This window comes from Agromyces sp. NPDC058064, assembly GCF_042885275.1.
Classification (GTDB): Bacteria; Actinomycetota; Actinomycetes; order Actinomycetales; family Microbacteriaceae; genus Agromyces.
In genome coordinates, this window is the sequence record NZ_JBHVSE010000001.1 from 1,021,569 (window position 1) to 1,045,193 (window position 23,625).

The following is a 23,625-nucleotide window of genomic DNA, read 5'->3' on the forward strand; positions in this document are numbered from 1 at the left end:
GGTGCTTCGACGGCGCGGGTCAAGGCCTTGCCGACGCCGCCGGAGGACCGGCACCATCGAGATGTCACGAGGGGAGCTGCGATGACCGGCGAGGCCACGACGAGTGACGGCCGAGCAGGGGCGAGCAGCGGCGGGTTCGGTCGCTGGCTGCACGAGCACGCGCTGTTCCTGCTCTGCATGGCGATCTTCCTGCTGTGCCTGGCCGGCATGGCCGCGAGCGGGTTCCAGGTCGCGAACGACGAACGCCTCGACCACGGCGCGGACCCGATGCCGCTGTTCGAGTACCTCCGGTCCGGGCAGTTCATCGAGGCCACGTTCGAGAACTGGGAGTCCGAGTTCCTGCAGATGGGCGCCTACGTCGTGCTGACGGTCTTCCTCTTCCAGAAGGGGTCGAGCGAGTCGAAGCCGATCGGCGAGAAGACCCCGCAGGACGAGGACCCCCGCACGGCGAAGCAGGGCCCCGACACCCCGTGGCCCGTCCGTCGTGGCGGGTTCGTGCTCGTGCTCTACGAGAACTCCCTCGCGATCTTCTTCTTCGTGCTCTTCGGGCTCTCGTTCTGGCTGCACGCCGTCGGCGGCGCCGAGGCGTACTCCGAGGAGCAGACGCTGCACGGCCTCCCCGGCCTCTCGCCGTGGGAGTACCTCGGCACCGCGCAGTTCTGGTTCGAGTCGATGCAGAACTGGCAGAGCGAGTTCCTCGCCGTGGCCGCGATCGTCGGGGCCTCCGTCTACCTGCGCCAGCGCGGGTCGCCCGAGTCGAAGCCGGTTGCGACGCCGCACCACGAGACCGGCGCGTGATCCGACCCCCCGGGCGCCTGCCGCGCCCGGGGATCACCGCATCGCGCTCACGCCCGGGCGGTGCGCGGGGCGCCGACGCGGGCCGTGCGCGTCGGAGGGAGGAGCAGCCCGAGCAGGATCATGCCTCCCGCGAGCCCCGCATGCAGCCAGTTGTCGGCGGTGTTCAGCGGCACGAAGTTCGCCGGGTGGTCGCCCCGGATGACGATCCCGTAGAGCAGCAGCGCCGCGTAGACGAGTCCGCCGATGACGAGGTAGCTCCGCGCGCCGCCGATGCCGGCCGCGAAGACCAGCCCGAGCACCCCGAAGAGCAGGTGCACGATGTTGTGGAGGATCGACACCTGGAAGATCCCGAGCAGCATCGCCCCCGACTCGTGCCCGGCGAAGGCGAGCGCGTCCACCCCCGTGGTGATGCCCGGGATGAAGCCGGCGACGCCGACGACGAGGAAGACGATGCCGATGATCATCGCCGCCTTCTGGACGGGCGGCTCGGCGTAGCGGACCGTGCGATCGTGCGTCTCGGTCATGATGACCCCCATGCGATCTCTGGCTCGGGTCCTGCTCCAATGATGCGCCTCGGGCGCGCGGAGGGCCAAGGGGTTGCCTCGGCGGAGTCCGGACGGGAACAGGCGTTCCGACGACGCGTGCGGGCGGACTAGAGTGCAGCCATGGGCAAGCTGATCTACAACTCCTCGACGCGTGAACTCGACATCGACGACCGCACCCTCGCCCACCTCCGGATCGCGATCCTCAACAAGCTGCGCCGGTCCGAGAGCTTCGCCATGACGTGGGAGCACGGCGTCGAGAACGGCAGCGGGCGCACGACGCTCTGGCTGAACGAGTCCATCCCGCTCCAGTTCGTCTTCAGCGGCAATCGCCCGCCGACCCTCAACCGCCTCTGGATCGAGCAGCTGCTTCTGACGGCCAACAGCACGAGCGGCCTCCACCTCGTGCCCGAGCCCGCCGAGACCGAGGAGTTCGAGAGCGACTGAGCGCTCGGCTCAGTCGACCGGCTCGATCTGGGTGAGCACGAAGCGGCGCTCCTCGTGCGAGAGCAGGTCGGGCGCATGGGCCCCTGTGATGCGTTCGATCTCGGCCGCGACGTCCTCGTGGACCGGAGCCTCGAGGTCTGCGAGCAGCAGGTGCTTGGCGTGGATCGAGAGCCTCGGCCACCAGTCCTCGATCGACGGTCGAGCCGCCTGAGATTCTTCGGCGCCCATCGGTACCACCTCCCGGAATCCCGGAGCCCGAAATGCTCCCCCACTCCCGTCTACCAGCACGCGCGCCGACTCACAAGCCCCTCGCGATCCGATCGCGCCGCTGCCTACGGTGGCCGTCGGGCGCCCACGATGCGCCCGGAACGGAGGATCATCATGAGCACGACCGTGACCGCGTCCACCGACGTCGACGTCCCCATCCGCGTGGCGTACGACCAGTGGACGCAGTTCGAGACGTTCCCCGAGTTCCTGACCGGCGTCGACGAGGTGACGCAGCTCGACGACGACCTCACGCACTGGGTGGTCTCGATCGGCGGGGTGCGCCGCGAGTTCGATGCCGACATCAGCGACCAGACGCCCGACGACCACATCGCGTGGCGCAGCTCGGGCGAGGTGCTGCACCGCGGCCGCGTGCAGTTCGCCGCGGAGGGCCCCGACCGGACCCGGATCGACCTCGAGCTCGAGTGGGAGCCCGAGGGATTCGTCGAGCACGCCGGCGCCGCCCTGCAGATCGACGACATGCAGGTGAAGCGGGACCTGCACCGGTTCAAGGAGTTCGTCGAGGAGCGCGGCGTCGAGACCGGCGGATGGCGCGGCGAGATCCACCAGGGCGGAGCGCTGCCCACTTCCCCGCGCGCCACCGGGCAGGACGACGGGACCCGGGGCTCGGACCCCGATCTCACCGTGTGAGCCCGACCCCGATCTCATCGTGAGCCGGAACTCGGGCGGGCCGATCGGCCCGCCCGAGCTCTGACGGCTACCGCCCCTGCTCGACCTCCTGCACGTCGACGCCGACCTGGACCGGCTGCTGCTCGGCGGTCGGGATGGGGGCGGTGTCGAGGTGCTCGGGGACGAGCTGCACGCCACCTGTGCTGTTCGCCGAGCGCATCAGCTCTTCGATCCACTGCCGGCTCAGCTCGGGCGTCTCGGGCTCGTCGAACACGAAGCGGAGCGGGACCGACTGGTGCACCCAGAGAGTGCTGCGCCCGCGCGGCTGGCCGTCGGCGTGCTGCCACGAGAGGGTGAAGCTCTCGCCGCGCCGGAGCTTCGTGATGATCGCGACCTTGAGGTGCGCGAGTACCCGGTCCTCGATACCGATCGGCGTGCCGGAATCGCCGTAGTAGAGGGTTCCCACGTTCGTCAGCCTATGCCTCTCCGGCGCGCACGGCGCCCGTTCCAGGACGCTCGTTCCACCCGGAGCCGAGCGAGCGGGGGGCCCGATGGGCCCCCCGCTCGATGCACGTGCGCGTGGGTTTCATACCGCGCGGTTCCCGCCGATGTAACGCACCAGGAACACGATCACGGCGATGACGGCCAACGCCAGTCCGACCCACAGCAGGAAGTTCAGTGTCGGTACGATCCCGCCCGTGATGAGCAGCGCGATGGCGGCGATGGCGATGATGACGACAAGAATGTTCATGATTCCTCCTTCGCTTCGAAGGTACGGGGCCAGGGTCGTCCGGCGCGAGGGGTTGACCCCGCGGCCGGCCGCCGTGTAAGCGCGTGCACGGTCCGTATTCCAAGGGTCACGCGGAACCGCTGTCAACCCCTCCCGGGCCTCGAGCCTCCCCGCGTACCGTGGCTCGGGTCGAGGGGGCGAAGACAGATGCTGAACGAACGACTGATCGATCCGACGACGAAGCACACGACCGACCGATTCCCGCGTCAGGAACAGGCGCCGCCCGGACTGACCGAGGCGATGGTGCCGCTTCCCGACCACGGCGAGCAGAGCTATCAGGGGAACGGCCGGCTCGAGGGACTCCGCACGCTCATCACGGGCGGTGACTCGGGCATCGGGCGCGCGGTGGCGATCGCGTTCGCCCGCGAGGGCGCGCGCGTCGCGATCGCCTACCTGCCCGAGGAGCGTCCGGACGCCGAGGAGACGGCGAGCTGGATCACGGATGCCGGCAGCGATCCCCTGCTGCTGCCGGGCGACCTCCGCAGCGAGGCGCACTGCGTGGAGCTCATCGAGCACACCGAGCAGGCGTTCGGCGGGCTCGACGTCCTCGTGCTGAACGCCGCGCACCAGCGCGATCGCGGGGGCATCGAGAGCGTGCCGAGCGACGACTTCGAGGCGGTGATGCGGGTCAACCTGTTCGCGCCGGTGTTCCTCGCGCGGGCGGCGGTGCCCTTGATGGAGCCGGGGTCGAGCATCATCACCACCGCCTCGATCCAGGCCACGGAACCCTCGCCGGCGCTCGTCGACTACGCGATGACGAAGGCGGCGCTCGTCGCCTTCACGAAGGCCCTCGCCGAGGAGCTCGGACCGCGGGGCATCCGGGTCAATGCCGTCGCGCCGGGCCCGATCTGGACGCCGCTCATCCCGTCGACGGGATGGCCCGACAAGATCACCGACTTCGGCAAGAACACCCCGCTCGGGCGGGCGGGCCAGCCGGCCGAGCTCGCACCGGCGTACGTGTACCTCGCGTCCGACGACGCCTCGTACGTGTCGGGGGCGGTGCTGCCCGTGACCGGCGGCCGGCCGTTCTGAGGCCGCCGGCGAGAGGGACGAGAGGAAGGAGCACATCATGCCCGGACGCAGGAACGCGTCGCTCAAGGATCCGGAGCTCTACGAAGAGCTCCGCGAGGACGGCGCCTCGAAGGAGAAGGCCGCGCGCATCTCGAACGCCGCGGCGAAGCAGGGACGGAGCGCGATCGGCCGCAAGGGCGGCAAGCACGGCGACTACGACGACTGGACGGTCGACGAGCTGCGCACGCGCGCGAAGGAGCTCGGCCTCACCGGGTACAGCGGCAAGCGCAAGGCCGAGCTGATCTCGGCGCTGCGCAACCACTGAGCCGCCCGCGGATCGCGGCATGCCACGGCTGAAGCGGGTCGTGCCCTACGTCTCGCCCGGGTACACCCGGGTGCGGCGCGGGCGCGGCTTCGGCTACGTGCATCGCGACGGCGGCACGGCCGGGCGCGCCGAGCGCGAGCGCATCGCCGAGCTCGCCGTACCGCCGGCGTGGCAGGAGGTGTGGATCTCGGATGCCGCCAACGCCCACATCCTCGCGGTCGGGGTCGATGCCGCCGGGCGGCGGCAGTACCTGTACCACCCGGCGTGGCGGGAACGGCAGGACGCCGAGAAGTTCCAGCGGATGGCCGAGCTCGCGCGGGCCCTTCCTGCCGCGAGGCGGAGCGCGCGCCGCGACCTCGCGCTCGAGGGGATGCCCCGTGCCCGCGTGCTCGCGGCCGCCTTCACGACGCTCGACCTCGGCGGGATCCGGATCGGCTCGGAGGAGTCGCTCGCCGGATTCCGCAACCGTGGCCTGACCACGCTGCTCGTGCGCAACGCGAGCCTCGAGGACGACGAGACGGTGCGGTTCCGGTTCCGCGCGAAGGGCGGGATCGCCCAGGAGCTGCACCTCGCCGACACCGGCCTTGCCGGTTACGTCGGCGATGCGGCCGAACGATCGCGAGCGGCCCGGCTCTATGCCTGGGCCGAGGGCCGGGCATTCCGCGCCGCAGCCCCGGTCGACGTCAACGACGACATCCGCGAACGCACCGGCGGCGAGTTCACCGCGAAGGACTTCCGCACCCTCCGCGGCACCCTCGTCGCGGCCGAGCAGCTCGCACGCATCGGCCCGGCCGGCACCGCGCGGGCCCGCGCGGCGGCCGTGCGCGAGGCGATCGACGCCACCGCCCTGGCCCTCGGCAACACGCCCGCGATCGCCAAGGGCAGCTACATCGACCCGCGCGTGGTGGCGGCGTACGAGCGCGACGCGGTCGTGGCATCCGGCACCGACCGGGAACGCCGCCTGCTCGAGCTGTTCGCGTCCGAGGAGTCCTGAGCGCGCGACTCAGCCGCCGAATCCGCCCGCGACGGTCTGCACCAGCCCGATCACGCTCGCTGCGCTCATCACGGCGGCGGCGACCCACCCGAACGTCGCCGCGACCGCCCCGACCCGATAGCGGCCCATGATCTCGCGGTTCCGTGCGATCACCATGACGATGATGAGGAACGGCGCCGCGACGATGCCGTTGATGAGCGCGCTGAAGACGAGCAGCGTCACCGCGTCGTCCGAGATCGCCGCGAGCACGACCCCGCCGACCGTGCCGACGCCGACGAGGGTGTAGAAGAACGGATCGCGTCGCGGGCTCGCCGCGAGGCTCCAGTCCTTGCCGAGCGCCGCGGCGAGCGCGGCCGATCCCGCGACGATGAGCACCGGGACCGCGAGGAGGCCCGAGCCGATGAAGCCGAGCGCGAACAGCAGGGATGCCGCGGGGCCGGCGATCGGCTCGAGCGCCGCCGCCGCATCGGCCGCGCTCTGCACCGGCTTGCCCTCGGCGCCCAGTGTCGCCGCGGTCGCGACGATGATCGCGAACATGACGAGCACCGAGAACACCATGCCGACCACCACGTCGACGCGGGTGTCGACGAGTTGCCGCCTCGCCGCGCGTCGCCGCCGCCTCGGCAGGGGCACCGGCTGGTCGCCGCCCTCGGGCGCCTCGCGCAGCTCCTCGAGGCGATCCTCGCTCTGCCAGAAGAACAGGTACGGCGAGAGACTCGTGCCGAGGATGGCGACGATCATGCCGAGGTAGGCGGGCGAGAGGCTGAGCTGGAAGCCCGCGAGCCCGCGCAGCACGTCGCCCCAGTCGACCTGGGCCACGACGAGCACGCCGACGTAGGCGAAGAGGCTGAGGCAGAGCCAGCGGATGATCTTCGCGACCATCGCGAAGGAGCCGAAGAACAGCACCACCCCGATCGCGATGCCCGCGACGGCGCTCCAGAGCTGGGCGGGCCCGGCGTGCAGCAGTTCCATGCCCTCGCCGACGGCGAGCAGGTCGGCGGCGACGTTGAGACCGTTCGCGGCGAAGAGGGCGACGAGGAGGAGCACGACGACGAAGCGCCACGCCCCCGTGAAGCGGCTCCTGGCGAGGGCGCCGAGGCTCTTGCCCGTCGCCGAGGCGGTGCGGTCGCATATCTCCTGCACGGCGATCATGAGCGGCAGCACGAAGGGCACGGTCCAGAGCGTGCCGTAGCCGTAGACGGCGCCGGCTTGCGCGTAGGTCGCGATGCCCGAGGGGTCGTCGTCGGAGGCGCCCGTGATCAGCCCGGGACCGAGGGCCTTCAGGAAGCGCTTCGGCCCGCTCGGCCGCTCGGCCTCGGCCGCCCGCTCGTCGTCCTGCGTCGATGCTCCCATCGGTCCCGGTCCTCCCGCCTCGCGTCGGATCGGTGCCACGCTAGGCCTGCGCGCCGAACGGCCTCAACGGGGTTGACGGGCCGTTCATCACCCGTCGTCGTCGCGACGCACCTCGCTGGGCGACTTGTCGGGCCGGAGCCCGCGCCAGCGCGGATGCCGGGCGACGCCCGTGCCCGTCCACCCGCTGAACTCGATCTCGCCGACGAGCTCGGGGCGCACCCACACGGCGTCGACGGCGTCGAGCGCGGGCACCTCGACGAACGGGGGGTCGGCCTGCGTCGCTGCGTCGAGCCGCGCGCGCAGCCGCTCGAGCTCGCGCTCCCGGAACCCCGAGCCGACGCGCCCGACGTACTCGAGGCCGGCGCCCTCGGCGAGGTCGCCGCCGTCGACCGGGATGCCGACGAGGAGCGAGCGGATGAGCCCGGCGCGACTCCCGACCCCGCGCCGGTAGCCGCCGACGACCACCTCCTGCGTGCGGGTGAGCTTGAGCTTCAGCCAGTCGTCGGAGCGCACGCCCGGCCGGTAGGGCGAGCCGGGGCGCTTCGCGACGAGGCCCTCGAGGCCGAGCATCCGGCTCTCCTCGAGCGCGGTCTCCGGGTCGCCGGTCGCCGGCGCGGGCACCTCCACCGGCACGCCCCTGCGCGGGCGCACGAGCGACTCGAGGCGGGCCCGGCGCACCCGGTAGGGCTCGTCGACGAGCGACTCGCCGTCGGCCTCGAGCACGTCGAAGAGCAGCAGGCGCACGGGCACGGATGCCGCGACCGCCGCGATCTCGCGCGGCTTCGTGAGCCCCATCCGCTGCTGGAGGACGCCGAAGTCGGGACGACCCTCGGCGTCGAGGGCGACGATCTCGCCGTCGAGCACGGCGTCGCCGTCGACCAGCTCGGGCAGGTGATGCAGCTCGGGGTAGCGGGCGGTGACGTCGATGCCGTTGCGGCTCAGGAGCCGCACGCCGCCGGCCTCGACCCGGGCGATGGCGCGGATCCCGTCCCACTTCCACTCGAGGGCCCAGTCCTCGCCGCGAAGCATCCCGAGCGTTCCCGGGATCGCGAGCATGGGCCTGTCGATCGCCGCAGGTCGAGACGGGGTCGCGCGCGTCGGCGCCGTCACCGTCGCCGTGCGGTCGGCGGCGGGGGCCGCGGTGTGCTGCTGGTCCTTCATCCGGTGCAGCAGCCACGTGCTCTTCTCGCCGCTGCCGTCGGTGCGGATGAGCACGAGCCGCACCCGCCCGAGCGGACCGCCGGTCGACCCGCTCAGGGTGAAGATGACCTCGTCGTCGCGCCACTTCTCGACCGAGTAGGTGCCGGTGTCCCACACCGTCATCGACCCGGCGCCGTACTCGCCGGAGGGGATCGTGCCCTCGAACGTCAGGTACTCGATCGGATGGTCCTCGGTCTGCACGGCGAGGTGGTTCTTCCCCGAGCCCTCGGGCACCCCCTTCGGCACCGCCCAGCTCTTCAGCACGCCGTCGCGCTCGAGGCGCAGGTCGTGGTGGAGTCGCCGCGCATGGTGCTCCTGGATCACGAACCGCGGATCCTCCCCCGCCCGGTCGTCGCCGGGGGCGCTCGGCATCGGCTCGGGGGTGCGCCCCTCGCGGCGCATCGAGAGATACGTCGCGAGCGGGCCCGGGCCGGAGCCCGAGGCATCCGCGAGCCCGGCCATGGGGTCGCCGTGCTCGGCGACCCGCGCGAGCACCTCGTGCGCCTCGAGATGGCGCAGCCCGGGGTCGTCGAGCTCCTCCCAGCTGCGCGGCGCCGCGACCGTCGGCGTCAGCCGGCCGCGCAAGGAGTACGGGGCGATCGTCGTCTTCTTGCCGTTGTTCTGGCTCCAGTCGATGAGCACGCGGCCGCCCCGCAGCGACTTGCGCATGCTCGAGACGACGAGCTCGGGGTGATCCGCCTCGAGCGCGCGCGCGAGCTCGTGCGCGACGTCGGACACCTGCTGCGAGGTCTGCGAGCCGTCGAGCTCGGCGTAGAGGTGGAGACCCTTGCTGCCGCTCGTCACCGGCATCGCCTCGAGGCCCATGCCGGCGACCAGGTCGCGCACGAGCCGGGCCACCTCTGCGCACTCGGCGAGGCCCATGCCGGGCCCGGGGTCGAGGTCGAAGACCATGCGGTCGGGGTTCGACGGCGCCCCGTCGGGGGCGAAGCGCCACTGGGGCACGTGCAGCTCGAGCGCCGCCTGCTGGGCGAGCCACACGAGCGTCGCCCGGTCGCCCGCGATCGGATACGTCTTCGGCCCGTCGGAGTGCTCGATCACGCCGCGCCTGATCCACTCGGGCGCGTGGTCGGCGAGCGCCTTCTCGAAGAACGGCGACTCGGGGGCATCCGCCGTGCCCACCCCGTGCACCCACCGCTTGCGCGTGACCGGGCGCCCGGCGACGTGGGGCAGCATGACCGGGGCGATCTCGGCGTAGTACGAGATCACCTCGCCCTTGGTCATGCCCGACTCGGGATACATGACCTTGTCGAGGTTCGTCAGCCTGAGCCGCCGGCCGTCGACCTCGACGAGTTGCCGCTCCCCATCGGCCATGCCCCCCATCCTGCCGCCTCGCGCCCGCCGTGTCGAAGGCCCGGGGTTCCCACGGAGCATCCCCGGGTGTGTACTAGGGGGTATGCGAGCCGTCTGGAAGGGGGCGGTCACATTCGGCCTCGTCAATGTGCCCGTCAAGTTGTACAGCGCCACCGAGGATCACGACGTGTCCCTGCACCAGGTGCACGACGAGGACGGCGGGCGCATCAGGTACCAGCGCAAGTGCGAGGTGTGCGGCAAGGTCGTCGCCTACCAGAACATCGACAAGGCCTACGACGACGGCGAACGCACCGTCGTCATCACCGACGACGACCTGAAGGCGCTGCCGGCCGAGCGCAGCCGCGAGATCGAGGTCGTCGAGTTCGTGCCGAGCGAGCAGATCGACCCGATCATGCTCGACAAGAGCTACTACCTCGAGCCCGACTCCGCCTCGAACAAGGCGTACGTGCTGCTGCGCGAGACCCTCGAGTCGACCGACCGCACCGCGATCGTGCAGATGGCGCTGCGGCAGAAGACCCGCCTCGCGGCGCTCCGGGTGCAGGGCGACGTGCTCGTCGTGCAGACCCTGCTCTGGAGCGACGAGGTGCGCGCCGCCGAGTTCAAATCGCTCGACGAACCCGTGAAGATCTCGGCGAAGGAGCTCGAGCTCTCGAAGCAGCTGGTCGAGAGCCTCGTCTCCGACTTCGACCCCGAGCAGTACGTCGACGAGTACCAGCAGGAGCTGCGCACCCTCATCGAGGCGAAGCTCGAGCAGGGCGAGGCGCTCGACACGGCCGCCACCTTCGGCGAGGAGCCCGAGGAGGAGAAGGGCGGCGAGGTCATCGACCTCATGGAGGCGCTGCGCCAGTCGATCGCCGCCAAGCGCGGGGGCGGCGCGAAGAAGGCCGAGGAGAAGTCGGCGCCCGCCGAGAAGAAGCCGGCGGCGAAGAAGGCCCCCGCCGCGAAGAAGTCTCCTGCCAAGAAGACGGCGGCGAAGAAGACGACGAAGAAGTCGGCCTGACCGCTGAAACGCGAGCACGCGGCATCCCGCGAGGGGATGCCGCGTGCTCGCGTGCTGGGGAGGCCCCGACTACTCGGCCGAGCAGACCTCGGTGACGGCGACCGCAGCGGTCTGGATGTCGCCCGTCGCGGCGGCCTGCGCGTCGGCGTCGGCCTCGAAGTCCTCGGTCGCGGTGGTCGGCAGCGTCGCGGCGTAGGTCTCGGCGGCCTCGATCTTCTCCTGGAGCGTGTCGAGCGCTGCGGCGAGGTCGGAGTCGTCGGCGGCCTGCTCGTCGAGCTCGTCGACGCGCTCCGAGTAGCCGTCGAGCTTCTCGAGGAGTGCGGCCTGCTCGGTCGAGGTGAGGATGGCGTTCTGCGCGCCGTTCGAGATGTCGCGCACGGCGACGCGGACGACCTCGCAGTCGTCGCCGCCCTGGGCCGTCCCGCCGTCGTTGCTGCTCGTGGCGCAGCCGGTGAAGAGCAGTGCACCGGCGAAGACGAGCGCGGTGGAAGTGATAATTCGTTGCATGGTGCAGTTCCCCCTGAATTCAGTGACCAGACGAGTGTAGCGAGGGGCGCCGACAGCCGCCGGTCACCGCTCGCGGCGGCGACGGCCGCCGGTCACTGCTCGCGGCGGGAGCGGACGTCCTTGATGCGCCGGCCGAGCATCTGGGCGAAGACGAAGACGAGGAAGACCGAGAACACGACGTTCGACCAGAACGGGTCGATCCCCGCGGCGATCACCGTGCCGATCGGCGACATCACGCTCGCCGCGATGCCGACGACCGCCGCGGTGCGCAGGTCGACGTTCCTGCGGCGCCAGTTCGCGAGCGTGCCCGAGATCGAGCCGGGGATCATCATCATCAGCGAGGTGCCCTTCGCGACGAGGTCGCTCGCGCCGAAGAAGAACATCAGCACCGGCACCACGATGATGCCGCCCCCGACGCCGAGCACGCCCGAGAGCACGCCCGTCACGAAGCCGGTGACGACGAGCAGCACGCCCGAGAGCCAGGTCACGCCGATCTCGCTGTCGCGCTGGGGCACGACGAACCAGAGGCTCACGATCACGACGAGGAGGAACACCAGGAAGAACCAGTGCAGGGTGCGCACCGGGAGCTTCGCGAGCAGCGCGCTGCCCACCTGGGAACCGAGGACCACTCCGGCCGCGAGCAGCAGCGCGGCGACCCAGTCGACATGCCCCTGGATCGCGTAGCTCACCGCACCGACGGCGGCCGCGGGCAGGATCGCCGCGACCGAGGTGCCCGCGGCGAGGCGTTGCGGCATCCCGAGTAGGAGCACGAGCGCCGGCACGATGACGAGGCCGCCGCCGATGCCGAAGAGCCCGGAGAGGAGCCCTCCGAGCATGCCGACGAGGACGAGGGGAAGGAAGGCGGTGCGGTGGTTCTGGGTCATCGATTCCGGTTCCGTGGTCGCCGCGCGCGGCAGGACGCGCTCGCGGACGCCGGGATTCTCCACCAGCGGCGTCGCAGGCCCAATTATGCCCCGGCCGTCCCTCGCTGTCGGCCGTCGTGTGATGCGACTCCAACCGGCTCATAGGATCGAACGGAGTCGATGGGAGGGTGCGTGGCGTCCGATCCCGGGGAACAGTCTCTTGAGGGCTACCGGAGGCAGCGAGTATGACGACAGGGCAACGACGCGCCAGGGCGCGACAGGCGATGACGGCGGTAGCCGTCGGATTGGCGTTGACGATGACCGGCTGCACCGCGCAGGCGCCCGAGGGAGATGCGCTCTACCAGGACGGCGAACAGCGGTTCACGAACATGTGGGACGCGATGCACTCGGTGCTGTCGGCGGTCCACGACGGAGAGTGGGCGGTCCCGGTCGGCGGATACGGTGCCGCTCCTGGTGCGTGTACTGCATCGTCGAGCGAGGGGTTCCGATTCGAGTACCGCCGCAGCTGGGCCTCGGATGACCTGGACCCGCAGGCGATCAGCGATGCCGCCGTGGCGGCGTTCGAATCCCTGTCGCTGCAGCCCGAGACCAACGTGTTCGGGGAGGGCGATCAGGAGGAGTGGAACGTGATCGCCGAGGGCGACCCCGTCGGACGCGCGGTGGTCACGGTCAGGATGGACCTGCAGACGGTCGACGTGACGACCCTCACGACGTGCGCACCGGGTGACCCCGTCGCCCTCGACGCGATGGTGTTCGACGATCCCGACATGTCGAGCGAGGCATGGCGGCGGATGCCGGCGACCGAGAGGCCCGACTCGGTTCCGATGTTCTTCTTCCCGGTGGACGGGCCCGTGTTCTGGAACGAGGACAAGACCCCGGTCGACCCGCAGCCCGTGATCACGGATCCCCCGCAGGCGCCGTTCGGACCGTGATCGCGCGAATGCCGCGGCTGCACTCCACGGTCGCCCAGCTGCTCGTTGAGGAATGAGGCCGGCGCACTCGTCGTGCATCGCTCGATGGATCGAAGGTGGTCGCGCGAGGATCGTTCGGAGCATGTAGCGGCCGACCGCGCGGTGGACGCGGTCGCGGCGATCCAGAGCGGACTGATCGTGGCCCGCGCATGCCGCGACGACGCGACATTCTCGGGAGCATCGCGCGCACGGAACAGCGCCTCCTCGCGCCGACTCGCTGAGCCGGCACCGAGCCGTCGTCGATCAGGCGACGTGTCTCGACCCGCGCCGTCTCTCAGTGCGTCAAGGAGCTCGCCGTTCGGCGGGTACCGCCCTGATCGTCGGTCGCGTTGAGCAGACGGAACGTGTCCTCGCGCGATACGTCGCGTGACCGGCCGAGACGAAGCCCATCCGCGGCGCGGGCCGGCCCTCGGGAGTTGGGAGTTGGGAGTCGATCCGGCCGCTGCGCCCGATGACCATGCGTTTGCACGCATCTTTGCAGTCCGCGCGGTCGATCCGGTCGAGGTCATGCCACACGGGTACCCCAAGCGAAGTCCCTGGAGTGGCGCAGCCTGCCCAGGGCAGTGTCGCGTCGAACCGACGCGGTCGCTCGGACCGCGCTGTCGACAGGGCTGCTTCGCGCGCAGAACGCCTCGGTCGACGGATTAGGTCGGCCGGCCCGCACGCCTGAGTGTCATTCCCCAGGACGATGCTGCGTCATTCGTGCGGCCGATGCGGACACAATTTCCATCGCTGACGATGGCGGTGACCCTGTGGAGGTTTGGATGCCGTGGATTGATATCGCTTTGGCCGCTGCTATTGCCGCGCTCGCTGTTGTGGCGGTAAGCCGTCGAAAGAGTGCGAGGGTGCTGTCGTTCAGCCTGGCCGCGACTGCGGCTGTTCTCTTGACACTGGCTCTGGTGTTGGAGGGTCCTCGGTGGCAGGTATTGGCTCTTGCTGCAATTGGTATTGCAGTTGCCGTCGTCGCAGCCTGGGCCACTCGAAGAACTTTGTTGCGGGGTGTACGGGTGGCGGTATCGACTCTGTTGGTTGGTGCGAGTGCGCTCGTTGCCGTCGCGGCGTGGGGACTGCCTCCGGCGTTCGTTCCTCCGCTTTCGGGAAGCTTTGAAGTTGGTGTAGCGGCCGCGACGTTCACTGACCCGGCGCGTGATGGACGCGGTGGACCAGCAGATGGTTCGCGACGCTCTCTTCCGACCACGATTTGGTACCCCGGGAGTCCGGCAGGTGGCGAGGGTGATCTCTTGCTTGCAAAGGACGCCGACACAACCATCTTCGGCCTTGCCGATCAATACGGCGTTCCGAGTTGGGTCCTCACGGGATTGCGGGCTGCTCGCGGCCACGCGGTTGTCGATGCACCACCGCAGGAGGGCAGCTTCCCTGTCGTGCTGTTCTCCCCGGGAATCGGAAGTAGTCGATGGTTGGCCTCATCGTGGGCTGCTGACCTGGCGAGTCACGGTGTGATCGTCGTCGCTGTCGATCATCCTTACGATGCCGCGGCCGTTTCTCTCGCAGATGGCACGGTCGCACGAAGCGAGCTCATCGCGACTGGTGATGACGAGCGAGATCGTGAGAATGCCGATCAATCTGCCCGCGTGCGCGCCGACGATCTCAGCGCGGTGCTCGATGCGCTCGTCGCTCTTCAGCCTGACACGCCCGCCCTCGCGAGTGCAGACTTCACCCGCTCAGTGGTCGCCGGGCACTCGCTCGGAGGAGCGGCCGCGCTGATGGCTGCCGAGGCCGACACCCGGTTCGACGGGGTCGTTGTTGTCGACGGCATGCCACGTTCGCCCGCGGTCTCCAGGGCGGTTCCCACGGTCGTGCTTGTCGCAGGCGATGCTGACTCCAACCCCGCGTACGACGCGGCGACGGACGAACTCGTCGCCGCGGGATCCACCCGGGTCATCGTCGACGGGGTTGCACACCTCGGATTCACCGACGCGGCGCTCGTGCTCGCTCCTATTCCAGGAGTACTCGGTGTGCGAGCCGGTGACGGGCCTGGCATCGCGGCCCAGGCAATTCTTGCCGTGGTCGACGCTGTCGAGAACGGGACGGACGTGGACACGGCGATGCTAGCCGAGCTCGGGGTGATCGGGTGAGATGCCGCTGACACTCAAGACTTGGCGAGGACACCTGTGCTGCGGCTGACTTCGACCGCGAGTGCAGGTGATGCACGCGATCGACGATCGGGATGTTCGTATCGGAGCCACGGACGGCGATCACCACCCAGGGGGCGTCGGAGCAGCTCGCGGAAGATCCGATCCACCGTGAGCGTCAGGTCATGAATGCCAGAGGCCGCGCGGTGAGGATGTGCCTCTCGAGGAGGTTATCGGTCGCACCATCCTCGTGAGTTGGCTCCGGGCTCTGCGGAGTTGCTGCAGGTTGCACTCGTGTTGCTCAGCGGATCGGGCGCGCACAAAGATGCCGGTCCGGGCAGTTCACGGCTCATCACCGCGGGGATTGCCGGACGGTCCTCGAGCGCGGTATTGCGAGCGACGGCGGCATTGCGGTAGCTCCTTCAGGGCAACCGGGACCTCCGCTATGGGAAGGCTCGCCCGAGTTGGCCGGAGGTACGTCCGTTCGTGGACAACGACGCACCATGGCCAGCTGAAGCGATCGTGATGGGGCCGCGAGCTACTCGGCAATCTGTGGTCACCCAAGCCCACCTGGGCCTCGTCGCCATGAGCGACGACCCGCGGGATCAGCCGCCCCGTGCACCTTCCGCACGGGCAGCCGCGCGCACTACCTCATGGCGGACGGCAAGCTGTCGTTGGTCTCGCTTGTGGAGAACGTCGATTGGCACGGAGCCGCGTAGGAGGAGTGGGGAGCAGGCACCTCCCACACGGTTCCCTACCAACCGACGATCGGGCTTCCGGAACACAGGGCTTGTGGGTGGCACCTGCGAGGCGGACTCATCGTTCGGTCAATCCTCCCTGCGTTCCGCGCGATCAGGCGCTAGCCGGGGCATCCCCGCGAGACGGTACCAATCAGTAGCCGTGCCGCCGAGCACCTGATCACGCTCGCGCACCGAGAGACCCGCCACGAGTCTCTCGTTGGTGTCCCAGACTTCGGCGTACTCGCCGCGAAGCAAGCACACTGGCCAATCGGAACCCGCCATTATCCGCTCCGGGCCGAAGACCGAGAGTGCATGCTGCACATACGGCTCGAGGTCCTCCAACTTCCAGTTCGGTGCAGCCTCCGTCACCAGGCCTGAGAGTTTGCAGGCAACGTTCTCGCCCGCGGCCAACTCGCCGACCGAGGATGCCCAGGGTTCCATCGCGGCCGAGGCGATCGAGGGCTTGCCGAGGTGGTCGAGCACGAACCGGCCGTCCGGGATGCGTCGGACCGACTCGATGGCGGCTTCGAGTTGGTGAGGAAGCACGAGCAGATCGAACACCAAGCCGGCCTCGGCGACCGCCCTGAGCCCGTTCAGCACGGCGGGGCGGGTCAGCCAGCGAGCATCCGGCTCTCCCTGCACCTGATGGCGCACGCCGACCAAGCGTTCCCCTCCTGGCGATTCGCGCAACTCCGCGATGCGATCCACCACGTCGCGGGCCGAGAGGTCCACCCATCCGACGACACCTCGGACATGCGGGTGCGTCTCCCCAAGGGCCAGCAGCTCGGATGTCTCCGGGCCGACGTTGATCGTCTCAACGAGTACGGTGCCATCCACGCCCGCGGCGGCGAGCTGCGGCGTGAGTTCCTCCGACGTGAAGGTCCGGTTCAGAACCGGGAGGTCCTCGGTCCAGCCCTGAGGTCGGACGTCGAGGTCCCAGACGTGCTGGTGTGCATCGATGCGGTCAGTCAACGTGGAAGACCTCTCCCATCGCGGCCCACCATTCGTCTGGGCCCGCACTCTCGATGGGAAGCTGGCAGGGGCCGGTGAGGGTCCACCACGCTCTCGTCTTGTCGTCTTGGGCCATCGCCGCCAGGTCGGCGTCGTGGTCGTCGCCGACATACTCGTAGTAGGCGAAGAGAATGCCATCGCGGAGGAAGATCGAGTAGTTCCGGATGCCGCTCCGATGGATTTGCTCGATCACCTCAGGCCAAACCGCGGCGTGCAGCTGCCGGTATTCGGCTTCCTGCCCCGGACGGAGCCGAATCGTGGATGCGTAGCGGGCCGGTGTCGAGGGAGTCTTGGCGTCAGCTCGGTTCACGGGATCAGCCCGTCGCTTCGAAGAGCTGACCAGAGTTCTTCGGGGATCTCCTCGGCTGCGCGGTCGACGTTCTCGCGGACGGCGGTGGCGCGGGCGGAGCCGACCACGACGGTCCGAACGGCCGGGTGGCGGAGCGGGTAGTGGATCGCCGCCGCCGGGAGCTCGACGCCATACGTGCGACAGGTCGTCGCGAGTCGGCGCGCTCGGTCGATCACGGGCTTCGGCGCTGCGGCGTAGTCGTAGTGGGCCCCGGCGCGGGGATCGCTCGATGCGAGTAGTCCCGAATTGAATGGTGCTGCCGCAACCACCCCGACGCCACGCTCTTCGCACAGCGGAAGCAGGTCCTCGAGCGCGGATTGCTCGAGGAGTGTGTACCGGCCGGCGATCATCACGAGATCGAGGTCGCCCTCACGGACCGCCCGTGCGGCCGCGCCGGCATCGTTCGTCCCGATCCCGATCGCGCCGACGAGGCCCTCGTCGCGAAGTCGCACGAGCGCTGGGAGCCCTTCTGCAAGTCCGCGATCCAAGTCGTAGATGTCTGGGTCGTGCAGGTACGCGATATCGACACGATCCAAGCCGAGCCGCTCGAGCGAGTCCTCGAGGCTCCGGCGAATCCCTGCCTCGCTGGGGTCGAATCGGCGCACGAGCTCGTCCGGAACGTCGAATCCGTGGTGGAGGTCGTCGCCTCCCGTGAAGGCCAGATTCAGATCGAGCACCCGGCCGACTTTCGTCGAGACCACGGCCCCTGCCCGAGTCCGGGCGCGGAGAAAGTCACCCAGGCGACGCTCGGACAATCCAAGTCCGTAGTGAGGTGCGGTGTCGAAGTAGCGGATCCCGCTCTCCCAGGCAGCTTCGAGCGCACCGAGGGCGTCCTCATCCGAGACCGACCGGTAGAGATTGCCGATCGACGCAGCGCCGAACCCCAATGGGCCGAGGCGCTCTGCGCTGGTGATGTCATCCGATCGGGTCACGCGTCTACTCCCCTCCCCGCCAGTTCGCAGTTGTCCCATCGATCAGGACGCCGACGCGAACTGTGCGAGGCCCACAGGCCAGCCGTCGGCTTCCCACACGGCCTCGTAACCGATCCCGGGGCCTTCGGGTGCCCGGACCAGGCCGTCCGGGCCGACCTCGCGCGGGCGCACGATCGGATTGGAGTCGACAAGCGCCTCGTAGTAGGTCGTGTTCGGGATCGACATGCAGAGGTGGGTGTTCGGGAGTCCGCCGCCGTGCACTTCCGCACGCATGAGGTAGGACTCGGCGAGGTGCGCTGTTCGCAGTGACCCCGTGATGCCACCCCGGAACGTGACGCCCGTGCGTACCAGCCTCGCGCTGCCGTTCTGGATGAAGTCGGCGGTGCTCATGTGGGCGCCTTCGGCGACCTCCGCGACCAGCAGCGGGATGTCGACACTCTCCGCGAGCAGCTGGTACGCCGTGAGGCTGTACTCGCGCATCGGTTCTTCATACCAGAGGTAGTCAGCCTCAGCGAGAACTCGGCCGAGCCGAATCGCGTCGAGCAGGTCGTAGCCAGCCGAGCCGTCGAACATCAGCGGTACATCGTCGCCGACGTGCTCTCGGAGACGCGATACCAATTCGATGTCGCGCTTGACGTCACCCCAGACGTGCAGCTTGATTGCCGGGAATCCGAGTTCCAGGCACTGATCGGCCACATCCAGGTACTCCTCGACGGACTCGAAGGTGACGGTCGAGGCATAGGCAGGGATCGCCTCCCGGTACGAACCGATGAGTTGGTGCAGAGGCAGGCCGGCGGCCTTGCCCGCGAGGTCCCAGAGCGCGACGTCGACGAGGCCGATGGCGTAGTTGGGGAAGGTCTCGATGCGGTGAAGATCCCAGAGCCTCTGCCAGAGCCATTCACGCCGAAGCGCGTCTTGGCCGAGCAGTTCCGTACGCAGGCGCCGGTCGACGAGTTCCGCGAGCATCGTCCCTCGGACGGTGTAGGCGTACCCCGTGCATCCGCTGTCGGTCTGGATCGCGAGCCAGCCACCCGTGTGTGCGCCCTCGGAGCCTGGAAGCCCGTCGCGCCACCGGAATGCGGGCTCGACAGCGGGATTGTGGGTGAGGACGACGTCAACACTGACGATGCGCATGGATCAATTACTCCTTTGGGGCCGGCGAGGGTGCTGCGCGGCAAGAAATGAACGGTTCGGGTCGGAAATTTCGTACACGATTACCTCTCCATCGTCTCCGTGTGGAGAGCAGAGTGTCAAGAACGATGTCGCCCTAAACATGAAGACGGGGAATGGTGGGGCGGATCATGTCAATTGGGCGTGGAGCACGCTCGTCAGCTCTTGACCGAACCCGCGAGAACACCGCGCACAAGGAACTTCGAGGAAGCCACGAACACGATGAGGATCGGGACAGCTACCAACAACCCCGCGAGTGCGATCTCGGGTTGGCGGATCGGCAGAATGCTTGCTCCCATGCCTGGGTTCAGTGCCGGTGTCGCGCTGAACAGGACGCCGAGGCCGACCGGCAAGGTGAGCACCTCACCCGAGTTCACCAAGACATAGGGCAGGAAGTAGTTCACCCAGGCAGCGGTGAAACTGAAGAAGGCGAGCATGCCGATCAGGCCCTTCGCCAGCGGCAGCGCGACCCGAGCGAAGGTGCCGAACTCGCTGCAGCCGTCGATCCGAGCAGCCTCATACAATTCCTTCGGGATCGAGGTCGCGAAGTAGATATAGGCCAAGAAGGTTCCGAATGGAAAGAACGAGCTTGTCAGGATGATCGCCCACGGGGTGTTGTAGATGCCGATCGCCGTCACCTCGATGAACAGCGGCATCACCAACGCGACCGGCGGAACGATCATCGCGACGAGCGTCGTGATCAGGATGGTCCGTCGGAATGGGATCGGTGCAGTAGCGAGCGCATAGCCGGCAAGGACCGCGGTCGTGCACGAGATTCCCACGATCGAAGCCGTGTACCAGATCGAGTTCCAGAGCCAGAGCAGGAGGCGGCCGTCCTGGAAGAGCATGAGGTTCTGCCACGCGATCCCGTACTGTTCGAACGAGCCGAACGCGAACGGGCTGAGTCCGGTGAGGTCGGCGGCTGATTTCGACGGGGCGAGGACCAGCCAGATCATGGGTACGACACTCACGATGCCGAACGAGATGAGCGCGACCCAGACGGCCCCGCGCCCGACGAGCCCGGCAGCTCTGCGGTGAGGCGCGGCGGTGCGCCCGATCGGACGGCTCTCCGACCTCTGGAAGCTACGCTCGGCTTCCGGCTTCGTGGTGGCAGTCACGACTTCCTCACTCCCGCGTCTTCGAAGAAGTCCGTTCGGAAGACGACGATCAGGGCCGCGATGATGCACACCACGAGCAGCAGCAGGGACAGTGCGCTCGCGGCGCCGAGGTTCGCCGATTTGAACGCGAAAGAGTATGCGAGCTGGTTGAGAGACCAGTCATCGGCGAGGCCGGGATAGACCGTGGAGGAGATGAGGAAGGGCTCCACGAAGATCTGCAGCCCTGCAGCGAATGTCAGGATAGCCATGTAGCTCAGGTACTTCTTGATCAGCGGCAGCTTGATCTGCAGGCCGATCTGGGATGTGCTCGCACCGTCGATGGTTGCAGCTTCGAGGATGTCGTCGGGGATCGACTGGAGCGACCCGTACTGGACGATGATCCAGTTGCCCGCGCCGGTGAAGAATGCCATCAGCACGAAGATCGCGGTGAGGTTGCCCGCGCTCCAGATCTGGGTGCCTTCGGTGATCCCGAGGGCCCTGAGGGCGTCGCCGTATGGACTGTAGGTCGGCTCGAGCATGAAGTACCAGACCAGGATCGACACCGAACCCGAGATCGCGGCCGGAACGATGTACGCCGCGCGGAGCGGCACGGTCCAGCGCGAACGGATCGTGTCCAGCAGAAGCGACATGAGGGCGACCATTCCCACCATGATCGGAACGTAGATCAGGAGGAAGACGCCGACGTTGGCAACCGCTGGGAGGAACCGGAAGTCCTGGAGCACCAGGGTGTAGTTGCCGAGTCCGCCAGATGGGTTCGCCAGGGAGGGCCTGAAGGAGGTAACTACTGCCAGGACGACCGGCACGATCCCGAATGCGATCATCAGGACGAGGTAGGGAGTCGCCATCAGGAACCCTGAGGCGGCCCCAAGCCGCTTGATGCGAGTCCGCGCCATTGCCGACCGCTCCTTTCTGGAAGGGCGCCCTCCGGCCGGCAGTAGGGTACCGACCGGAGGGCGCGTTCTTACTCGACGACGGTGTATCCGGATCCGGGGGCGAGCTGGATCAACGACTCCTGGAACTTGCGAATCGCCTCATCGACGGGTGCGCCGGCGTTCAGCTCGGTCTGAAGCACGGAATTGACCTGTCCCGAGATATCGAATCGAACCGGGTGCTCGGTGGTATTGATTCGGCTGGCCTGCTCGATCATTGCCGGGACAGGATCGGCCGCGTAGTACGCGTCGCCGCTGACTCGAGCCGCCCAGGCCTCGTATGCGGGCTTGGAGCCCGGGAAGGTCACCGAGTCCTTCGCGATGTCCGGCGAGGTAGCCATGTACACAGCGGCGTCGGCGGCGGCATCGGGGAACTCGGCGTGCGACGAGACCGCCCAGATTCCGCCGCCCCACTCGCCTGAGTAGTTCACATCGGCGCCATCCCAAATCGGCATCGGCGCAGCAGTCATGTGCCCAGCAGGGATCCCCCATGAGCTCTCGGGTCGAATGACGAACTCACCGAACCAGGAAGGACCGAATGACATCGCGACATTTCCTGCTTGCGCGACATCGGAGAGGAAGCTCGCGTCGAATGACGAGCGCGTGTCGAGGACTCCGGCGTCGACAAGGGGCTGGACGAGCTCGGCGACCCGCTTGCACTCCGGGGCGTCGGGGTCGATCAGCACCTCGTTCGGCGCGGTGACCGTCGACATCGGGCAGCCGCTCGGCCAGAGGTAGCTCGCGTAGAAGTTGGCGTCCCCGATTGCGCCGGCCACGTAGCCAGTGCCCTCGAGCTTCATGGCCTCGGCCGCGAACTCTTCCATCGTGGTCGGCACGGTGAGGCCCAACTGCTCGAAGACCGTCGTGTCGTACCAGAGCACGCTCTGCGCCAGATCGTTCTTGAGGCAGTACATCTTGCCGTCGATCAGGCACCAGTCGTTCGCTCCCTCGTAGTCGTCGAAGACCTTCTGGTCGACCAACTCGGTGAGGTTCGCGGCATAACCGTTGCTCGGCTCCGCCCACGCGGCGATGTCATTGGGGGCGCCGGCGAAGACCACATCCGGCCAGCCACTGCCGGTGGTGTTGAAGAGGGAGATCTTCGACTGGAGTTCGGTCGTGTCCACCACTTCGATGTCGACGTCGACCTCTCCAGACACGGACTCCTTGTAGGCCTTCGCGGCTGGCTCACGCACGGAATCGACCCAGATCAAGACCTCGGGAGTTCCGCTCGCCTCTGGGGTGCCTCCGCCGGTGCAGGCGCTCAGTCCGAAGACGGCGAGCGCGACAAGCGGGAGGACTAGCAGCTTCTTCATTGAAACGCTTCCTTTCGTTGCTGGGGGTGGGGGACGAAAGTGATTCATCGGTTCTACTCGGTGTCGCGTCGAAGTTCGGGCTAGAAACTTCGTACACGATCCTGTTATCGTCATCAGGTCTCGCGAAAGTGTCAAGGGAACGGCCGCCGCAAACACGAAGATGTGGGAATGGCAGCTGATCGTGCATGAGAACGGAGCCTCGATGACAGAACTGGTCGACCCGGCCAACCCGGACCTGGAGCTCGCACTCCCCCGAGTCGTGTCACGCAGGGTACTGGCCGACGAGGTCTACGAGATCCTTCACGAGAGTCTGCTCCTGGGGCGGATCGCGCCCGGTGCCCGGCTCAACCTCGACCGGTTGGCTCGCGAACTGCACGTGTCCAACACGCCCGTCCGCCAAGCGCTCGCCCGTCTGGAAGCCGATGGTCTGGTCACGAAGGAGCCGTACGTCGGCTTCACTGCATCGCCGATACTCGACTCACGCACGGTGGAGCAACTGTTCGACCTGCGACTCATGATCGAGGCTCCGACGGCGGCGAGAGCCGCGAAGCACGCCGGCGTCGAGGCCGCCGCTCGGCTCACCCAGATCTGTGACACGGCCGATTCCTTGCTCGAAGAACGATCGCCGGAGAACTTGCAGCGCCTCGGGAGCTCGGATATCGAGTTCCACATGGCGATTGCGACCCGCGCGGGTAACGACGTGGTCGTGGAGTACCTCAAGGAGATCCTCGAGCAAATGGGCCGTTACAACATCCTCTCGTCCAGTCCCTCCGCTGTGGAACACGCCTGGGAAGAGCACCGCGCGATTCTCGAGGCGATCGCGACAGGTGACCCGACTGCTTCTCTCCAAGCCATGAAGGATCACTTGAACAAGGCTCTGGCCCGGCTGCACGACCTCGTACGTTGAGCAGCTGACGGAATG

General features: G+C 68.4%; 25 protein-coding genes. 10 read left to right on the forward strand and 15 right to left on the reverse strand.

Annotated features, from left to right (window positions below; translation table 11 throughout):
• Positions 1–81 precede the first annotated feature (81 nt).
• Positions 82–798, forward strand: a complete 717-nt coding sequence (locus ACFVSL_RS04745) for a DUF6766 family protein (protein WP_386938921.1) — start codon at positions 82–84, stop codon at positions 796–798.
• A gap of 47 nt (positions 799–845) precedes the next feature.
• Here the strand turns inward: ACFVSL_RS04745 and ACFVSL_RS04750 are convergent, their stop codons facing one another.
• A complete protein-coding gene (locus ACFVSL_RS04750) occupies positions 846–1,322 on the reverse strand; it encodes a DUF4383 domain-containing protein (protein ID WP_386938922.1) in 477 nt (158 codons plus the stop codon).
• 141 nt (positions 1,323–1,463) lie between these two features.
• Between ACFVSL_RS04750 and ACFVSL_RS04755 the strand changes: the two genes are divergently transcribed.
• On the forward strand, positions 1,464–1,787 hold the full coding sequence (locus tag ACFVSL_RS04755; RefSeq protein WP_386938924.1) for an ATP-dependent DNA ligase: 324 nt from the start codon (positions 1,464–1,466) through the stop codon (positions 1,785–1,787).
• A 9-nt stretch (positions 1,788–1,796) separates the two neighbouring features.
• On the opposite strand, the gene ACFVSL_RS04760 is transcribed toward ACFVSL_RS04755, so the two are convergent.
• Positions 1,797–2,015, reverse strand: coding sequence for a hypothetical protein (locus ACFVSL_RS04760; RefSeq protein ID WP_386938926.1), 219 nt, complete (start codon positions 2,013–2,015; stop codon positions 1,797–1,799).
• 153 nt (positions 2,016–2,168) lie between these two features.
• Here ACFVSL_RS04760 and ACFVSL_RS04765 point away from each other — a divergent pair, with 153 nt between their 5' ends.
• Positions 2,169–2,702 carry an SRPBCC family protein gene (locus tag ACFVSL_RS04765; RefSeq protein WP_386938927.1) on the forward strand — a complete coding sequence of 178 codons (534 nt, stop codon included), beginning with the start codon at positions 2,169–2,171 and terminating at the stop codon, positions 2,700–2,702.
• Positions 2,703–2,769: 67 nt separating this feature from the next.
• Here the strand turns inward: ACFVSL_RS04765 and ACFVSL_RS04770 are convergent, their stop codons facing one another.
• Both ACFVSL_RS04770 and ACFVSL_RS04775 read right to left on the reverse strand, forming a co-directional pair.
• Positions 2,770–3,147, reverse strand: a complete 378-nt coding sequence (locus ACFVSL_RS04770; protein WP_386938928.1) for a hypothetical protein — start codon at positions 3,145–3,147, stop codon at positions 2,770–2,772.
• Between the two features lie 120 nt (positions 3,148–3,267).
• On the reverse strand, positions 3,268–3,432 hold the full coding sequence (locus tag ACFVSL_RS04775; protein ID WP_386938929.1) for a hypothetical protein: 165 nt from the start codon (positions 3,430–3,432) through the stop codon (positions 3,268–3,270).
• 186 nt (positions 3,433–3,618) lie between these two features.
• Between ACFVSL_RS04775 and ACFVSL_RS04780 the strand changes: the two genes are divergently transcribed.
• From ACFVSL_RS04780 to ACFVSL_RS04790, 3 genes are read left to right on the forward strand one after another with little or no spacing between them, the layout of a single operon-like run.
• On the forward strand, positions 3,619–4,503 hold the full coding sequence (locus ACFVSL_RS04780) for an SDR family oxidoreductase (RefSeq protein WP_386938931.1): 885 nt from the start codon (positions 3,619–3,621) through the stop codon (positions 4,501–4,503).
• Between the two features lie 37 nt (positions 4,504–4,540).
• Positions 4,541–4,807, forward strand: coding sequence for a Rho termination factor N-terminal domain-containing protein (locus ACFVSL_RS04785; RefSeq protein WP_386938934.1), 267 nt, complete (start codon positions 4,541–4,543; stop codon positions 4,805–4,807).
• 19 nt (positions 4,808–4,826) lie between these two features.
• On the forward strand, positions 4,827–5,801 hold the full coding sequence (locus ACFVSL_RS04790; protein ID WP_386938936.1) for a DNA topoisomerase IB: 975 nt from the start codon (positions 4,827–4,829) through the stop codon (positions 5,799–5,801).
• Between the two features lie 9 nt (positions 5,802–5,810).
• Here the strand turns inward: ACFVSL_RS04790 and ACFVSL_RS04795 are convergent, their stop codons facing one another.
• Both ACFVSL_RS04795 and ACFVSL_RS04800 read right to left on the reverse strand, forming a co-directional pair.
• Positions 5,811–7,154, reverse strand: coding sequence for an Nramp family divalent metal transporter (locus tag ACFVSL_RS04795; RefSeq protein ID WP_386938938.1), 1,344 nt, complete (start codon positions 7,152–7,154; stop codon positions 5,811–5,813).
• Between the two features lie 87 nt (positions 7,155–7,241).
• Complete coding sequence (locus tag ACFVSL_RS04800) at positions 7,242–9,686, reverse strand: ATP-dependent DNA ligase (protein WP_386938940.1); 2,445 nt, start codon at positions 9,684–9,686, stop codon at positions 7,242–7,244.
• 82 nt (positions 9,687–9,768) lie between these two features.
• On the opposite strand from ACFVSL_RS04800, the gene ACFVSL_RS04805 reads away from it, so the two are divergent.
• On the forward strand, positions 9,769–10,686 hold the full coding sequence (locus ACFVSL_RS04805; protein ID WP_386938942.1) for a Ku protein: 918 nt from the start codon (positions 9,769–9,771) through the stop codon (positions 10,684–10,686).
• A gap of 69 nt (positions 10,687–10,755) precedes the next feature.
• On the opposite strand, the gene ACFVSL_RS04810 is transcribed toward ACFVSL_RS04805, so the two are convergent.
• Together ACFVSL_RS04810 and ACFVSL_RS04815 are read right to left on the reverse strand one after the other, a co-directional pair.
• Positions 10,756–11,193, reverse strand: a complete 438-nt coding sequence (locus ACFVSL_RS04810) for a hypothetical protein (protein ID WP_386938944.1) — start codon at positions 11,191–11,193, stop codon at positions 10,756–10,758.
• 92 nt (positions 11,194–11,285) lie between these two features.
• Entirely contained in the window at positions 11,286–12,077 is a 792-nt protein-coding gene (locus ACFVSL_RS04815; protein WP_386938946.1) for a sulfite exporter TauE/SafE family protein, read from the reverse strand.
• 296 nt (positions 12,078–12,373) lie between these two features.
• Between ACFVSL_RS04815 and ACFVSL_RS04820 the strand changes: the two genes are divergently transcribed.
• Both ACFVSL_RS04820 and ACFVSL_RS04825 read left to right on the forward strand, forming a co-directional pair.
• Entirely contained in the window at positions 12,374–13,009 is a 636-nt protein-coding gene (locus ACFVSL_RS04820) for a hypothetical protein (RefSeq protein WP_386938948.1), read from the forward strand.
• A 1,280-nt stretch (positions 13,010–14,289) separates the two neighbouring features.
• Positions 14,290–15,144 carry an alpha/beta fold hydrolase gene (locus ACFVSL_RS04825; RefSeq protein ID WP_386938950.1) on the forward strand — a complete coding sequence of 285 codons (855 nt, stop codon included), beginning with the start codon at positions 14,290–14,292 and terminating at the stop codon, positions 15,142–15,144.
• Positions 15,145–15,968: 824 nt separating this feature from the next.
• On the opposite strand, the gene ACFVSL_RS04830 is transcribed toward ACFVSL_RS04825, so the two are convergent.
• From ACFVSL_RS04830 to ACFVSL_RS04860, 7 genes are all read right to left on the reverse strand, one after another.
• Complete coding sequence (locus tag ACFVSL_RS04830) at positions 15,969–16,853, reverse strand: amidohydrolase family protein (protein WP_386938952.1); 885 nt, start codon at positions 16,851–16,853, stop codon at positions 15,969–15,971.
• The gene (locus ACFVSL_RS04835; protein WP_386938954.1) at positions 16,846–17,202 is read right to left on the reverse strand and encodes an L-rhamnose mutarotase; all 357 of its coding nucleotides are present in this window, start codon (positions 17,200–17,202) and stop codon (positions 16,846–16,848) included. Before ACFVSL_RS04835 ends, ACFVSL_RS04830 begins: the two co-directional genes overlap by 8 nt.
• Positions 17,199–18,173, reverse strand: coding sequence for an aldo/keto reductase (locus tag ACFVSL_RS04840; RefSeq protein WP_386938956.1), 975 nt, complete (start codon positions 18,171–18,173; stop codon positions 17,199–17,201). The genes ACFVSL_RS04835 and ACFVSL_RS04840 overlap by 4 nt, the downstream gene beginning before the upstream one ends.
• A gap of 42 nt (positions 18,174–18,215) precedes the next feature.
• Complete coding sequence (locus ACFVSL_RS04845) at positions 18,216–19,307, reverse strand: enolase C-terminal domain-like protein (protein ID WP_386938958.1); 1,092 nt, start codon at positions 19,305–19,307, stop codon at positions 18,216–18,218.
• Positions 19,308–19,501: 194 nt separating this feature from the next.
• On the reverse strand, positions 19,502–20,461 hold the full coding sequence (locus ACFVSL_RS04850; protein WP_386938960.1) for a carbohydrate ABC transporter permease: 960 nt from the start codon (positions 20,459–20,461) through the stop codon (positions 19,502–19,504).
• Complete coding sequence (locus tag ACFVSL_RS04855; protein ID WP_386938962.1) at positions 20,458–21,306, reverse strand: carbohydrate ABC transporter permease; 849 nt, start codon at positions 21,304–21,306, stop codon at positions 20,458–20,460. The genes ACFVSL_RS04850 and ACFVSL_RS04855 overlap by 4 nt, the downstream gene beginning before the upstream one ends.
• Positions 21,307–21,422: 116 nt before the next feature.
• Positions 21,423–22,703 carry an ABC transporter substrate-binding protein gene (locus ACFVSL_RS04860; RefSeq protein WP_386938964.1) on the reverse strand — a complete coding sequence of 427 codons (1,281 nt, stop codon included), beginning with the start codon at positions 22,701–22,703 and terminating at the stop codon, positions 21,423–21,425.
• A gap of 202 nt (positions 22,704–22,905) precedes the next feature.
• On the opposite strand from ACFVSL_RS04860, the gene ACFVSL_RS04865 reads away from it, so the two are divergent.
• Positions 22,906–23,610: a GntR family transcriptional regulator gene (locus ACFVSL_RS04865; protein ID WP_386938966.1), complete on the forward strand. Its 705-nt coding sequence runs from the start codon at positions 22,906–22,908 to the stop codon at positions 23,608–23,610.
• The last annotated feature ends 15 nt before the right edge of the window (positions 23,611–23,625 follow it).